At 69.0% G+C, this 12,344-nt stretch carries 15 protein-coding genes; 10 read left to right on the forward strand and 5 right to left on the reverse strand.

Translation table 11 applies throughout. The features are described from left to right. Nucleotides 1-75 precede the first annotated feature (75 nt). The 5 genes from HMPREF3115_RS08745 to HMPREF3115_RS08765 all read left to right on the forward strand — a co-directional run bounded on the left by HMPREF3115_RS08745 (nt 76) and on the right by HMPREF3115_RS08765 (nt 3,605). Complete coding sequence (locus tag HMPREF3115_RS08745) at nt 76-471, forward strand: hypothetical protein (protein WP_006399437.1); 396 nt, start codon at nt 76-78, stop codon at nt 469-471. A 105-nt stretch (nt 472-576) separates the two neighbouring features. Continuing rightward, nucleotides 577-1,575, forward strand: a complete 999-nt coding sequence (locus tag HMPREF3115_RS08750) for a homoserine kinase (protein ID WP_006404139.1) — start codon at nt 577-579, stop codon at nt 1,573-1,575. After that, nucleotides 1,566-2,372, forward strand: a complete 807-nt coding sequence (locus HMPREF3115_RS08755) for a BPSS1780 family membrane protein (RefSeq protein WP_006404140.1) — start codon at nt 1,566-1,568, stop codon at nt 2,370-2,372. The genes HMPREF3115_RS08750 and HMPREF3115_RS08755 overlap by 10 nt, the downstream gene beginning before the upstream one ends. A 209-nt stretch (nt 2,373-2,581) precedes the next feature. Further along, a complete protein-coding gene (locus HMPREF3115_RS08760) occupies nt 2,582-3,034 on the forward strand; it encodes a MarR family winged helix-turn-helix transcriptional regulator (RefSeq protein WP_006408772.1) in 453 nt (150 codons plus the stop codon). Nucleotides 3,035-3,185: 151 nt separating this feature from the next. Then, nucleotides 3,186-3,605 (forward strand): organic hydroperoxide resistance protein, encoded by a 420-nt coding sequence (locus HMPREF3115_RS08765; protein WP_006399433.1) that lies wholly within the window; start codon nt 3,186-3,188, stop codon nt 3,603-3,605. Between the two features lie 101 nt (nt 3,606-3,706). Here the strand turns inward: HMPREF3115_RS08765 and HMPREF3115_RS08770 are convergent, their stop codons facing one another. Beyond that, nucleotides 3,707-3,883, reverse strand: a complete 177-nt coding sequence (locus HMPREF3115_RS08770) for a DUF3563 family protein (protein WP_006399432.1) — start codon at nt 3,881-3,883, stop codon at nt 3,707-3,709. Nucleotides 3,884-3,956: 73 nt separating this feature from the next. Further along, entirely contained in the window at nt 3,957-5,066 is a 1,110-nt protein-coding gene (locus HMPREF3115_RS08775; RefSeq protein WP_059940418.1) for an extracellular catalytic domain type 1 short-chain-length polyhydroxyalkanoate depolymerase, read from the reverse strand. A 247-nt stretch (nt 5,067-5,313) separates the two neighbouring features. Here HMPREF3115_RS08775 and HMPREF3115_RS08780 point away from each other — a divergent pair, with 247 nt between their 5' ends. From HMPREF3115_RS08780 to HMPREF3115_RS08795, 4 genes are all read left to right on the forward strand, one after another. Beyond that, nucleotides 5,314-6,012 (forward strand): phosphatase PAP2 family protein, encoded by a 699-nt coding sequence (locus tag HMPREF3115_RS08780; protein ID WP_006408775.1) that lies wholly within the window; start codon nt 5,314-5,316, stop codon nt 6,010-6,012. Nucleotides 6,013-6,133: 121 nt separating this feature from the next. After that, nucleotides 6,134-6,934 (forward strand): molybdate ABC transporter substrate-binding protein, encoded by an 801-nt coding sequence (modA, locus tag HMPREF3115_RS08785; RefSeq protein ID WP_070554126.1) that lies wholly within the window; start codon nt 6,134-6,136, stop codon nt 6,932-6,934. A gap of 10 nt (nt 6,935-6,944) precedes the next feature. Continuing rightward, complete coding sequence (modB, locus tag HMPREF3115_RS08790; RefSeq protein WP_006399428.1) at nt 6,945-7,622, forward strand: molybdate ABC transporter permease subunit; 678 nt, start codon at nt 6,945-6,947, stop codon at nt 7,620-7,622. A gap of 91 nt (nt 7,623-7,713) precedes the next feature. Further along, nucleotides 7,714-8,415 (forward strand): sulfate/molybdate ABC transporter ATP-binding protein, encoded by a 702-nt coding sequence (locus tag HMPREF3115_RS08795; protein ID WP_070554128.1) that lies wholly within the window; start codon nt 7,714-7,716, stop codon nt 8,413-8,415. A 122-nt stretch (nt 8,416-8,537) separates the two neighbouring features. Here the strand turns inward: HMPREF3115_RS08795 and HMPREF3115_RS08800 are convergent, their stop codons facing one another. From HMPREF3115_RS08800 to HMPREF3115_RS08810, 3 genes are all read right to left on the reverse strand, one after another. Continuing rightward, nucleotides 8,538-9,374, reverse strand: a complete 837-nt coding sequence (locus HMPREF3115_RS08800; protein ID WP_070554130.1) for a TOBE domain-containing protein — start codon at nt 9,372-9,374, stop codon at nt 8,538-8,540. A 45-nt stretch (nt 9,375-9,419) separates the two neighbouring features. Then, a complete protein-coding gene (locus HMPREF3115_RS08805; protein ID WP_070554133.1) occupies nt 9,420-11,186 on the reverse strand; it encodes a CHAD domain-containing protein in 1,767 nt (588 codons plus the stop codon). 121 nt (nt 11,187-11,307) lie between these two features. Continuing rightward, complete coding sequence (locus HMPREF3115_RS08810; protein ID WP_006404148.1) at nt 11,308-11,691, reverse strand: tautomerase family protein; 384 nt, start codon at nt 11,689-11,691, stop codon at nt 11,308-11,310. A 110-nt stretch (nt 11,692-11,801) separates the two neighbouring features. On the opposite strand from HMPREF3115_RS08810, the gene HMPREF3115_RS08815 reads away from it, so the two are divergent. Further along, nucleotides 11,802-12,344: LysR family transcriptional regulator (locus HMPREF3115_RS08815; protein ID WP_141751659.1), on the forward strand; the 543-nt coding region annotated here is incomplete at its 3' end.

Below are 12,344 nucleotides of genomic sequence, written 5' to 3' on the forward strand. Positions count from 1 at the left end.
GGCTGCCCACGCGCACGCAGGGGCCGGATGGCGCGCAGTATTTGCTAAAATCGGCAGGTTCACTGGAGACTCATCATGAAGCCGCTCATTCTCGTCGCCGCTGCTGCCGCGTTTGTCGCCGCCAGCGCCGCTTTCGCCGCCGGCGGCACGCCGAGCGCGGACGCGCAGGCGCAGGCCGAAGCCAACGAAGCCGCCGGCCTGCCCGATCTCCGGCAGATCAACCGGCCGGCCGCAGAGGTCACGTCGAAAGTCGATTTCAGCGATATCCGCCGCACGCCGAGCTTCCACGAAAAAAGCAAGAACGGCACCGAGGTCACCGAGTACCGCGACCGCGGCAAGCCGGTCGAGATCGACGTGAAGTCGAACTTCGGCACGCGCTATCAGATGAGCTCGACGCCCGACACGTCGCCGAAGCCGCACGACGCCGGCGTGCCGATCACGCGCCTGCCGTCGGTCAACCTGCGCTACTGACCGGGGCCGCGCCGCGTCGCTCCCGGCACGGCGCGCCCGCCTCTCTCCACTCCCGTCGCGACGCGCGCACTGCGCGCGCCGGCACACTGACCACACGCATCTCGCATGGCCGTTTTCACCGCTGTTTCCGACTCCGATCTCGCGCAATGGATGCGCCACTACGCACTGGGCGACGTCGTTGCGTTCCGCGGCATTCCGTCCGGCATCGAGAACAGCAACTTCTTCCTGACGACGACGCGCGGCGAGTACGTGCTGACGATCTTCGAAAAGCTGACGGCGGAGCAGTTGCCGTTCTACCTCGACCTGATGCGCCATCTCGCCGGCCACGGCGTGCCGGTCCCCGATCCGGTGCCGCGCGACGACGGCGCGCTGTTCGGCACGCTGCACGGCAAGCCGGCCGCGATCGTCACGAAGCTCGACGGTGCGGCCGAACTCGCGCCGGGGGTCGAACACTGCATCGAGGTCGGCCAGATGCTCGCCCGTATGCATCTGGCGGGGCGCGACTATCCGCGCCGGCAGCCGAACCTGCGCAGCCTGCCGTGGTGGCAGGAGAACGTGCCGGCGATCGTGCCGTTCGTGACCGACGCGCAGCGCGCGCTGCTCGAAGGCGAACTCGCGCATCAAGCGCGCTTCTTCGGCTCTGAAGATTACGCGGCACTGCCGGGCGGCCCGTGCCACTGCGATCTGTTCCGCGACAACGTGCTGTTCGCACACGCGGCGCCCGACACGGGGCACGCGGTGCGGCTCGGCGGCTTCTTCGACTTCTATTTCGCCGGCTGCGACAAGTGGCTGTTCGACGTCGCGGTCACGGTCAACGACTGGTGCGTCGACCTCGCGACCGGCGTGCTCGACACCGCGCGCGCCGACGCGCTGCTGCGCGCATACCAGACGGTCCGGCCGTTCACGGCCGAGGAGCGCCGTCACTGGGCCGACATGCTGCGGGCGGGCGCGTACCGCTTCTGGGTGTCGCGTCTGTACGACTTCTACCTGCCGCGTGCGGCCGAGATGCTGAAGCCGCACGATCCCGGCCATTTCGAACGCATTCTGCGCGAGCGTATCGCCCATACGCCGGCGCTTCCCGAGATCCAAACCGCATGCAACTGATCGAAGTGCCCGCGAAAACGGGCTATGTCTGGTTCCGACAAGGCATCTGGCTGTTCCGCCGGAATCCGCTCGCGTTCATCACGCTGTTCTTCACCTATCTGCTCGCGATCACGCTGGTGTCGATGGTGCCGATCGTCGGCGCGGCGCTGCCGCTGCTGTTCATTCCGGGCATTGCGGTCGGCTTCATGGCTGCGTGCCGCGACACAGTGGCCGGCAAATCGGTGATGCCGACGATTCTCGTCGACGGCTTCCGCTCGTACGGCAGCGTCGCGACGCAGCGGCTGCTGGTGCTCGGCGTCATCTACGTCGTGTCGATGATCCTGGTGTTCGCGGCATCGTCGGTGATGGACGGCGGCGTGCTGTTTCATCTGATGATGGGCGCGACCGGCGACGCGAACCCGGCGCCCGAAGCGCTGGCCGCGCAAGGCACGCTCGGCGCGCTGCTGTTCGCGACACTGCTCTACGTGCCCGTCGCGATGCTGTTCTGGTTCGCGCCGGTGCTGATCGCATGGCACGACATCCCGCCGGCGAAGGCGCTGTTCTTCAGCATCGTCAGCTGCTGGCGCAATCGCGGCGCATTCCTCGTGTACGGCCTGCTCTGGTTCGGCGTCGCGCTCGGTACGTCGCTCGGGCTCTCGCTGCTGCTGCAGGCGCTCGGCGCGGCTGCCTATGCCCTCACGATCATGATGCCGGTGACGATCATCATCGTGACGATGCTGTACTGCTCGTTCTACGCCACGTATCGCGGCTGTTTCGGCGTGCAGGAGCCCGGCGCGGCGACCACCTCGGGCCGCTGACCGCCCCGCAATCGCCCGGCATGCGTGTGCCGGCCGCCTTCTTTTCCATCCGTTCAGCGTGCATGGCGGCGCCTGCCAGCAACCGCGCCCGCGCTCGGCGGTCCACCGCCGAGCCGGACAGCCCGTCATTGGCGCTGTTCAATGCGATCTTTTGCGCGCAGAATAATTCGCACGCTAATCTTTAGCGCATGTTTCGATGCGCCGACACCATGGATCGCCTTCCGACACTGCCGCAAACGCTCGACGAGCAACTCTGCTTCGCGCTGTACTCGACGTCGCACGCGATGACGAAGGCGTACAAGCCGCTGCTCGACAAGCTGTCGCTGACCTATCCGCAATATCTGGCGATGCTCGTGCTGTGGGAGCGTGACGACCTCGCGGTGAAGGACGTCGCGGCCCGGCTCGATCTCGATCCGGCGACCGTCACGCCGCTGCTCAAGCGCCTCGAGGCGCTCGGCTACGTCGAGCGCGTGCGCAGCGCGGCGGACGAGCGTATCGTGAACGTTCGCGTAACGGCCGCCGGACGGGCGTTGAAAGAGCAGGCGCGCTCGGTACCTGCCGAACTGTTCTGCGCAATGCAGCAGACGCCTGAATTCCTGATCCGCCTGCGCGGCGATCTGCAGCAATTGCGCGACGCGCTGTCGGCGGCGAACGAGCGCTGACCGTCAGCGCTGCCGGCGCGAGTCCGCGCTTCCCGTTCAACGGGCTCGGTCAAATTAATTTGCACACTAATTTTTAGTGTTCTATATTTACCCCGTGGCCGGCGACCGAGTCGACCCGGACCGCTTCCCCTTCTCTGACAGGAGCAGCACGATGAACATTTTGTACAAGACGAGCGCCACGAGCACGGGCGGCCGCGACGGCCGCGCGGTGTCCGAAGATCACAAGCTGGAGGTCAAGCTCGCCGCGCCGCGTGAGCTCGGCGGCACCGGTGCGGAAGGCACGAATCCCGAACAGCTCTTCGCCGCCGGTTACTCGGCGTGCTTTCTGAGCGCGATGAAGTTCGTCGCCGGCCAGAGCAAGCAGACCCTGCCGGCCGACACGCAAGTGACTGCCCAGGTCGGGCTCGGTCCGAACGACGCCGGCGGCTTCGCGCTCGACATCGAGCTGCGCGTGTCTCTGCCGGGCATCGACAAAGCGGACGCGCAGGCGCTCGTCGAAAAAGCGCACCAGGTCTGCCCGTACTCGAACGCGACGCGCAACAACGTGCCGGTACGGCTGACGGTCGTCTGACGCGCGCCCGGCGGCGAATGCAAAAAGGGCGCGTGCGGCTCGATGCCGCACCCGCCCTTCTTCCATGTCGTACAGCGGGCCGTCGCTTCGGCGTTCGATGCTTATCGTGCGCCGAACGAATACGGACGGTTCATCGCCGCTTCGCGGTCGATCTTGCGCATCCGGAATTCCAGGTCGTAGATGTCGGTCGCTTCGGACAGGTACGCCTCGGCACGCTCCTTCGCGGCTTGCTCGGCGTTCTTGGTCAGCATCAGGAAGAGGTGGCTCAGCAGGTACATGATCGATCTCGCATTCGTTGACTAGGGTTTTCCCTGATTATAGGGGAAAACCCTAGTCAAATGCCAGTATCGATCAGTCGGTGCGTCGTTCGGTCGCCACAGTGCGCCGATGCGTTTCGAAAAAGGACCAGACCATCGCGCTCGCATCGGGACCGACGGCGGCATGGAACGGCACCGCTTCGTCGCCGCCCGACCATGCGTGTTCGAGCCCCTTCACATGACAGAGCCGCACGACCGGTTCGCCGTCGCGCCGCACGTCGACGATCCGCGCCCCGGCTTGCCGCGTCTCCACGCGCTCGCCGCCGCGCAGCGCGCCGCGGCTGTCTGCGAGCCCGTTCAGGCGCATGAACTGCACGGCCAGTTCGTCTGCGTTCTTCGGTGCAACGACGCGATCGCCGTCGCCCTGCAGGATCAGCGCCGGCATTCCGGGATAGCTGTCGGCATCGATCAGCGCATCGACCACGGCCGCCGGGTTCTCGCGCAGCCCGCGCCGCATCACGTCCATCGCCGAGATGCCGGAATTCGCTTCGCCGAGCGCGGGGCCCGAATGCAGCGCGACCGCCGCGAACCGGTCGGCGTGGTGCAGCGCCAGCAGCGACGCGAGCCCGGCGCCGGCCGACAGTCCCGCGACGTAGACGCGTGACGCATCGAAGCCGTGCTCGTCGACGAGCGCGTCGACGAGCGACGCGACCGCATCGGCTTCGCCGCGGCCCGCACGGTCGGTATCTTCATACCAGTGCCAGCAGCCGTGCGAATGCGCGCGCATCGACTGCTCGGGGTATAGCACCGCAAAGCCGTGCTTGTCGGCGAGCAGGTTCATCCGCGTGCCCTGCGCGAACGCATCGGCGGTCTGCTGGCAGCCGTGCAGCATCACGACGAGCGGCATCGCTTCGCGCCGGTGCCCGGGCGGCACGTAAAGCGCGTAGGCGAGCTGCTGGACCAGGCGCCCAAGCGCAGGCGCCATCGGATGTTCGCCGCGCGTCCACTCGCCCGCCGCCCACGCGGCCGCGCGCGGACGCACGCGCGATTCGCGCGGCATCGATACTTCGGATGCAACCGGGGACGCGGCGGCGTCAAGCACGTCGCGCGTGAGCCGACGGGCATCACGCGCGGCACGCTTCGCGGCCGGAGACAGCACGCGTTTCATGCCCCCCAGCCACATTTTGGTCAGACTTTTGGTCATCGATCGGACTCGCGGTCAGGAAAATGGGGACGCCTCGCAAGGCGTATCGTCTGTATTTGTGCAATGCACAATAACACTCTTCGTGGGATCTTTCCTGCTTGCCGATGGTTCCCCGTCGCGTACGGAGCGGGCCCCGCGCACGCGCGGCGCTATACTCGTGGTTCGCCGCTTGTATCCGTTGTAGTCGTTCTTCCCGGCTCGCGCGTTGATTTAAGCATTCGTCCCGTTTCCGTTCGTGCCCCTTCCGATGTTCGACCTCCCGCCCCGTCTGTGGATCACGATTACCGCGTTCGGTGGCGCGGGACTCACGCTGCCGCTCGCGATCACGATCGCGATCTGGCTCGTGCTCGGCTATTCGTGGCAGCGCGCCGCCGGCTGGCTCGCGGTGCTCGCGACCGCGATCGGCGTGGTCGCGCTGACCAAGATCGCGTTCCTCGGCTGGGGCATCGGCGTGCGCGCGTGGGATTTCACCGGATTCAGCGGACACGCGATGCTGTCGACGGCCGTCTATCCGGTCGCCATCTTCCTCGCGCTGATTCGCGCCCGCACGCCGGTGCGCGTGGCCGGCATCGCGCTCGGGCTCGCGGCGGGCGTCGCGGTCGGCGTGTCGCGTGTCGCGCTCGACGCGCATTCGCCGTCCGAATCGGTCACCGGCTGCATCGTCGGCGCCGCTGCGGCGCTCGTCTTCATCGCCGCATCGTGGCGTGCGGTGCCGCACCGCTGGTCGGTGCCGGCCGTCGTCGCGAGCCTCGCGCTCGTCACCGTCGCGCTGCACGGCATCACCGTGCCGTCGCACCGCTGGGTCACGCAGGTCGCGCTGCATCTGTCCGGGCACGAGCGCCCGTTCGTCCGCGCGCGCTGGAAGGCGAACCCGAACTACCATCCGGCATCGCAGCCGTCGTCGCTGCAGCGCACCGAATCGGTCCAGCAGACGCTGCACACCTAAGCACGCCGCGCCCCGTTTCCCGGCCGAACCCGATCATGCCTGCCGTCGCATGTGCGGTATGCCAAGCGTTATAACCCGCCCTATATTACGATTACGGTTTTCACCACTCGAACGAATCGCCATGCGCTCCTCCGTCCGTCCGCTTCGCCGCACCCTGCTCCGTCTGCTGCCGATCGCCGCGCTTGGCGCGGGGATCGCGTTCAGCGCGCCTGCGTCGGCCGCCGACGAGCTCGTCGTCTCGGCCGCCGCCAGCCTGACGAACGCGTTCAAGGCCGTCGGCGATGCGTACGAGCAGCAGCATCCGGGCACGAAGGTGCTGTTCAACTTCGGCGCCTCCGACGTGCTGATGCAGCAGATCGCGAAGGGCGCACCGGCCGACGTGTTTGCCTCGGCCGATCAGAAGGCGATGGACCGCGCGGCCGACGAAAAGGTGATCGTGCCGGGCACGCGCCGCGACTTTGCGGCGAACTCGCTCGTGCTGATCGTACCGGCGGACAGCCACGCGGCGCCGCCGGCGTCGCTGCGCGACCTGACCGCGCCCGGCGTGAAGCGCATCGCGTACGGCGATCCGGCGTCGGTGCCGGTCGGCCGCTACACCGAAGGTGCGCTGCGCGCGGCCGGCGTGTGGGACGCCGTCAGCGCGAAAGGCGTGCTGGCCGCGAACGTGCGGCAAAGCCTCGACTACGTCGCGCGCGGCGAGGTCGACGCGGGCTTCGTGTTCGGCACCGATGCGGCCATCATGCCGGGCCGCGTGAAAGTCGCGCTGACGGTGCCGACGCAGACCGCGATCACGTATCCGATCGCGATCGTCAAGGACAGCGGCCACGCGGCGCAGGCGCAGTCGTTCGTCGACTTCGTCGCGTCGCCGCAGGGCCAGGCCGTGCTCGCGAAGTTCGGCTTCAAGCCGACGGCCGGCAAGTGAGCGTCGAGCGATGCAGGACGCCTGGATTCCGCTGCTGCTGTCACTGAAGGTGGCCGGCTGGGCGACCGCGCTCGACGTCGTGCTCGGCGTCGCGGCCGCGTTCGCGCTCGCGCGCTGGCGCTCGCCGCTGCGCGACGTCGTCGATTCGCTGCTGACGCTGCCGCTCGTGCTGCCGCCGACGGTGCTCGGCTACTACCTGCTCGTGCTGCTCGGCCGGCGTGGCGTGTTCGGCGCATGGCTCGACCGGCTCGGCATCGAGCTCGTGTTCACGTGGCAGGGCGCCGTGATCGCGTCGATGGTCGTCGCGTTTCCGCTGATCCTGAAATCGGCGCGCGCGGCGTTCGAGGGCGTCGATCCGCATCTCGAACGCGCGGCGCGCACGCTCGGGCTCGGCGAAGCGGCCGTGTTCTTTCGCGTGACGCTGCCGCTCGCCGCGCGCGGCATTCTCGCGGGCGCGCTGCTCGCGTTCGCACGCGCGCTCGGCGAATTCGGCGCGACGCTGATGATCGCCGGCAATCTGCCGGGGCGCACGCAGACGCTGTCCGTCGCGATCTACGCGGCCGTGCAGGCCGGCGACGACAGCACGGCCAACTTCCTCGTGCTCGTCACGTCGATCACCTGCGTGCTCGTGCTGCTCGCGACCGGGTGGCTCGTGCCGTCGCGGGCGAGAAGGAGTCAGCCGACATGATCGACGTCGTGCATACCTGTCGGACGACCGCGGCGCATGCAAGGCACCGCGCACGCCGCAGCGCGGCGCAACGGCATCGCAGGAGCGGCAGATGAGTCTCGTCGTCGACATTCGCAAGACGTACGCGACCGCGGAGCGCCGCTTCACGCTCGACGTGTCGTTTACCGCGACGACGCAGCGCGTCGTGCTGTTCGGGCCGTCCGGCGCGGGGAAGAGCATGACGCTGCAGGCGATCGCCGGGCTGCTCGCGCCCGACGAAGGCACGATCGCGCTGCACGGCGAGCCGCTGTTCGATGCGGCGCGCCGCATCGACGTACCGACGCGCGCGCGCCGCGTCGCCTATCTGTTTCAAGACTATGCGCTGTTCCCGCACCTGAACGTGCGCCAGAACATCGCGTTCGGACTCACGGCCGGCCTGCGCAACCCGCGCGCGAACGCGCTGCCGCCCGAGGTCGCGTACTGGCTGCGCGCGTTCGATCTCGAACCGCTGGCCGCGCAGTATCCATCGCAGTTGTCCGGCGGACAGAAGCAACGCGTCGCGCTTGCGCGCGCGCTCGTCGCGCAGCCGCGCATCCTGCTGCTCGACGAGCCGTTCGCGGCGCTCGACGGCGCGATGCGTCAGCGCATGCGTCACGAGCTGGCCGAACTGCAGGCGCGGCTCGACATTCCGATGGTGCTGATTTCGCACGACCCGGACGACGTCGCCGCCTTCGGCGACCAGGTCGTGCAACTGAACGACGGACGCGTCCAGCCGGCCGCGCCGCATCCCGGATGGCCGACCCGCGTAATCTGAGCGGGCGCGCACGATAGCCGTACGACCTGAGAGAAGCCGCGAGAAAGCGGTAGCGAAGAAAGCGAAGCGGAAACGATGTGCATGCGGCGCGACCGCATGCACATCGCGACCGTGCCGCGGCGCTATTCCGTCATCGCGAGCAGCACGCTCGATGCCTTGAACAGCGCGAACGCGCGGCGGCCCGCGACCAGCTGCAGCGCGTCGACGCTGTCGTTCGTGACGACGGCCGTCAGCGTGCCGCCGCCGTCGAGCGCGAGCGTCACTTCGCTGTTGACCGCCCCGCCATCGGCCGACTCGACCGTTCCGTGCAGCCGGTTGCGCGCGGACACCTTCGGCGCCGGGCCGCCGTCGTCAGCCGCGAGCACGACCGATGATGCGTTGACGAGCGCGCACGCGTGCGCACCGGTGTGCAGCCCGAGCGTGCGCGCGCCGTCGTGCGTGAGCACCGCGACGATCGCCTGGCCGCCGGGCAGCATCAGCGTCACTTCGTCGTTGACGGTGCCGCGCACGATCGACTCCACCTCCCCGACCCACTGATTGCGCGCGCTGGTCTTCATCCCGATCCGGCCGAGCAGCGCCCAGTCGACGTCGAAGCCTGCCACGGCCGCGCTGGCGGCCGCAATGAAGCGGCGATGCTCGCGCTCGATCGTGCGGAAGGCGGCGATCAGCGACGTCGCGCGCGGCGTGAGCGTCGTGCCGCCGCCGCCCTTGCCGCCGGTCGAGCGCACGACGAGCGGCTCGCCCGCGAGGTTGTTCATCGTGTCGACCGCGTCCCACGCCGCCTTGTAGCTCAAGCCGACGGCCTTCGCCGCGCGCGTGATCGATCCCGTGTCGCCGATCGCCGCGAGCAGCGCGATGCGCGTCGCGCCGCCGAGCGTCTGCTCGCCCGCGCGCAGCCACAGTTCGCCGCCCAGCGCGAGCGGTTCGGCGGAAGACGGAGAAGACGGGGCGTCGCTCATCGATCGGTACCGGAAAAACGGGCGGCCATTATAGTCGGCGCGCGCTCACGCCGATTTGCCGCGCAGCTTCGGCGGACGCAGGCTCGCGAGCAGCGCCTCCGCATCGTGTGCGGCACGCCGTTCGAGCGCCGCGCCGTAGCCGCGCACGAAACCGATCTGGTATGGCGGTGCGGCGAGCTGCTCGAGATGATGGAGCGCGACGATCGTATCGTTCGCTTCGCCGAGCACGCTCTGCACGCGCGCGAGCGTCTTCGCGGTCTCGCCGCGCGTGCGCCGCGACGCGAGCGACGCGAAGAACTCGAGCGCGTAGCGCAGCCGCTTCGCGTCGATCCGCACGCGATGCCGCGCGGCCGTGTCGAGCGACGCCAGCGACGGCACCGCGTACAGATGACCGAACAGCTGCCGTACGCGCTTGGCCGCATGACGGGGCAGCGGCGTCATCTCGTCGTCGGCCGCCGACGGAAACGCGAGCGTGCTAAGCCATTCGAGCCAGCCGAGCGTCAGCCGCGCGTAGCGCGCCGAATGCAGCGCCTGCCGCAGCTCGACACGCGCCGTCGCGCTCTGCGCACGTGCGACATCGAGCGTGCCGCTCCAGTCGGCGCTGCCGCCGTCGGCCGCGATCAGCGCGGGCAAGGTTTCGGTCGCGAACACGTCCCAGTCGCGCACCGTGCCGAGCAGACCGGCGAGCCAGCGCAAGTCGACGCCGAACGTGTCCTTCCAGTGCCGATCCGCGAAGTGCGGAAAGAACCGCATCAGCGTGCGCAGCCGCCGCAGCGCGACGCGCATCTGGTGCACGAATTCGGGATCGTCGCGATCGAGCACGCCGCCTTCGTTGCCGAGCCATTGCGCGGCGATGTCGCCGGACAGCGCGAACAGCGCGGCGCGCTGCGAGCGGATGCCGGTCAGTTCGACGAGCCGCGCCTTGATCGGCACCGCGGCGCCGAGCTCGCCCGCGCACGCGCGGTCGATCACGCTCGTCAGCTGCACGAAGGCCGGCCATGCGCCGCTCAGCTCGCGCGCGGCGGCAAACAGCGCGCGCAGTGCGGCCGTGCGGGCTTCCGGCGTGTCCCAGTCGGGCGCCGCGAGCCGCAGTTCGACATAGCGGCGCGGCCGCGCATCGCCGTCGTGCACGGCGATGTCGTCGAGCGTCATCTCGACGACGACGCCGCTGTCGTCGGCCCAGCGCCCGCGCCGCCGTTCGCTGACGAGCGTCACGCCGTGCGTGTCGGGCCGCATGCCGGCAGGCCCGTCGGCGTTCGGCGCGGCGCGCGCGCCGTCGCCGGTCGTTGCGGCCGCAGCCGATGCGCCCTTGCCTTGCACCTGTGTTTCGGTTCGTGCGGCCGACGTCGTGCACGCGGCGTTGCGCGCCTTCGCGACCGATCGGCGTTGCGCTTTGGCGGCGGCGTTCGGCTGCGGATCGGGCGCCGGCTCGACGGCTGCGTCGTCGGACGATGCCGAACCGTCGCCGCATGCGGACACGGCGATGCCCGCATGTTCGGCATCGAACAGTTCGCGCTGCGTGACGCCCGGCGCGAACGCCTGCGTGCGCGCGGCGACGACGCGCGTGCCCTGCGCATTCGATTCGACCCAGGTCCACCAGCTCGCGCCGGCGCTCGGCTCGGCCTCGACGACGCGGCACGGCTCGATCGTCACGCGCTCGTGCCCGCGCCGCATCCGCACCTGCGGACAAATCCGCCATGCGCGCACGAGTTCCGCGCCGAAGTCGCGCGGCGCGCCGCGCGCGCGGTTCGACGCGGCCATCGGCCATCCTTCGAGCGACAGGCACAACGCGATTTCCAGCACACGCGACATGGAAGCTCCCGCAAAGTATGCCGCGCCGGCGCAGGTTCGACGCCGGCGCGTCCGGTGAAGCGTCCATGGTACACGGCCGTCACGCCGAGCGGCATCCGGCGGCCGTCGCGCATGCTGCCGGTCAAACGGCGTACTGCGCGATGCCGTTGCCGAACGACCAGTCCTCCTTCAGCACTTCGACGAGGCTGACGAAGACGTCCTGCGGCCGCACGCCCGGCTGCGCCGCGAGGTTCTCCGCGATCGTCCGGTAGAGCGCCCGCTTCTGCTCGAGCGTGCGCGTGTTGTTCGCGGTGATCTGGATCATCACGAGATCGTCGCTGCGTTCGATGTCGTAGTAGTGGCGGCCGAACACGAAGTTCTCGGCTGCATGCTCGGTGACGACCATGAAGATGTCGTCCTCGGGCACGTTGAACGTGTGCATCAGCGCGCGATGCACGCCGTCGACGAGCGCCGCGCGATACGCGGCCGGTTTGCCTTCGCGCACGGCAATACGGGTGAATGGCATGGTCCTGCTCCTGTCGGTGACGTTGAAGAACGGGAAACGCGACGTCAGGTTAGAACCGCCAAACTATAATTAACAGTCATCGATGAATATTTCATCCATTTGCATCTGAAATGAAAGTCCTCGACCTCGATGCGGTGCGCGCGTTCGTGCTGGTCGCCGATCTCGCGAGCTTCACGCGCGCCGCCGACGCGCTCGGCATCACGCAATCGGCCGTCAGCCTGAAGCTGAAGCGGCTCGAAGCGCATCTCGGCAAGTCGTTGCTCGCGCGCACGCCGCGCGTCGTGAAGCTCGCGGTCGACGGCGAAACCTTCCTGCCGGCCGCGCGCGCGTTGCTCGACGCGCACGATCGCGCGCTCGGCGCGATTGCGGCGGGCACGCGGCGGCTGTCGCTCGGCGTCAGCGAGCACGTCGCGGTGCCCGACCTGCCGGCCGTACTGACGAGCCTGCACCGGCAGGATCCGGGGCTGTCGCTCGAAATGCATCTCGGCTCGTCGTCGAACCTGCTCGCGCAGTACGACGAACGCCGCTTCGACGCGGCGATCGTGCGTCACGAACCGGGCGAGGACCCGCCGCGCGACGACGGCGTGCCGCTCTTCACCGAACCGCTCGCCTGGCTCGCCGCGCCGGACTGGGCGCCGCGCGCCGACGAGCCG

This window comes from Burkholderia sp. HMSC10F09, from assembly GCF_001806955.1.
Taxonomy (GTDB): Bacteria; Pseudomonadota; Gammaproteobacteria; order Burkholderiales; family Burkholderiaceae; genus Burkholderia; species Burkholderia multivorans.

Bases quoted from the DNA above. Each gene is read 5' to 3' on its own strand.
- HMPREF3115_RS08810 (WP_006404148.1), bottom strand. From the start codon at position 11,691: ATGCCATTCACCCGTATTGCCGTGCGCGAAGGCAAACCGGCCGCGTAT.
- HMPREF3115_RS08775 (WP_059940418.1), bottom strand. From the start codon at position 5,066: ATGACCAAAAGTCTGACCAAAATGTGGCTGGGGGGCATGAAACGCGTG.
- HMPREF3115_RS08805 (WP_070554133.1), bottom strand. From the start codon at position 11,186: ATGTCGCGTGTGCTGGAAATCGCGTTGTGCCTGTCGCTCGAAGGATGG.
- HMPREF3115_RS08770 (WP_006399432.1), bottom strand. From the start codon at position 3,883: ATGTACCTGCTGAGCCACCTCTTCCTGATGCTGACCAAGAACGCCGAG.
- HMPREF3115_RS08755 (WP_006404140.1), top strand. From the start codon at position 1,566: ATGCAACTGATCGAAGTGCCCGCGAAAACGGGCTATGTCTGGTTCCGA.
- HMPREF3115_RS08745 (WP_006399437.1), top strand. From the start codon at position 76: ATGAAGCCGCTCATTCTCGTCGCCGCTGCTGCCGCGTTTGTCGCCGCC.
- HMPREF3115_RS08780 (WP_006408775.1), top strand. From the start codon at position 5,314: ATGTTCGACCTCCCGCCCCGTCTGTGGATCACGATTACCGCGTTCGGT.
- modB (WP_006399428.1), top strand. From the start codon at position 6,945: ATGCAGGACGCCTGGATTCCGCTGCTGCTGTCACTGAAGGTGGCCGGC.
- modA (WP_070554126.1), top strand. From the start codon at position 6,134: ATGCGCTCCTCCGTCCGTCCGCTTCGCCGCACCCTGCTCCGTCTGCTG.
- HMPREF3115_RS08800 (WP_070554130.1), bottom strand. From the start codon at position 9,374: ATGAGCGACGCCCCGTCTTCTCCGTCTTCCGCCGAACCGCTCGCGCTG.
- HMPREF3115_RS08795 (WP_070554128.1), top strand. From the start codon at position 7,714: ATGAGTCTCGTCGTCGACATTCGCAAGACGTACGCGACCGCGGAGCGC.
- HMPREF3115_RS08760 (WP_006408772.1), top strand. From the start codon at position 2,582: ATGGATCGCCTTCCGACACTGCCGCAAACGCTCGACGAGCAACTCTGC.
- HMPREF3115_RS08765 (WP_006399433.1), top strand. From the start codon at position 3,186: ATGAACATTTTGTACAAGACGAGCGCCACGAGCACGGGCGGCCGCGAC.
- HMPREF3115_RS08750 (WP_006404139.1), top strand. From the start codon at position 577: ATGGCCGTTTTCACCGCTGTTTCCGACTCCGATCTCGCGCAATGGATG.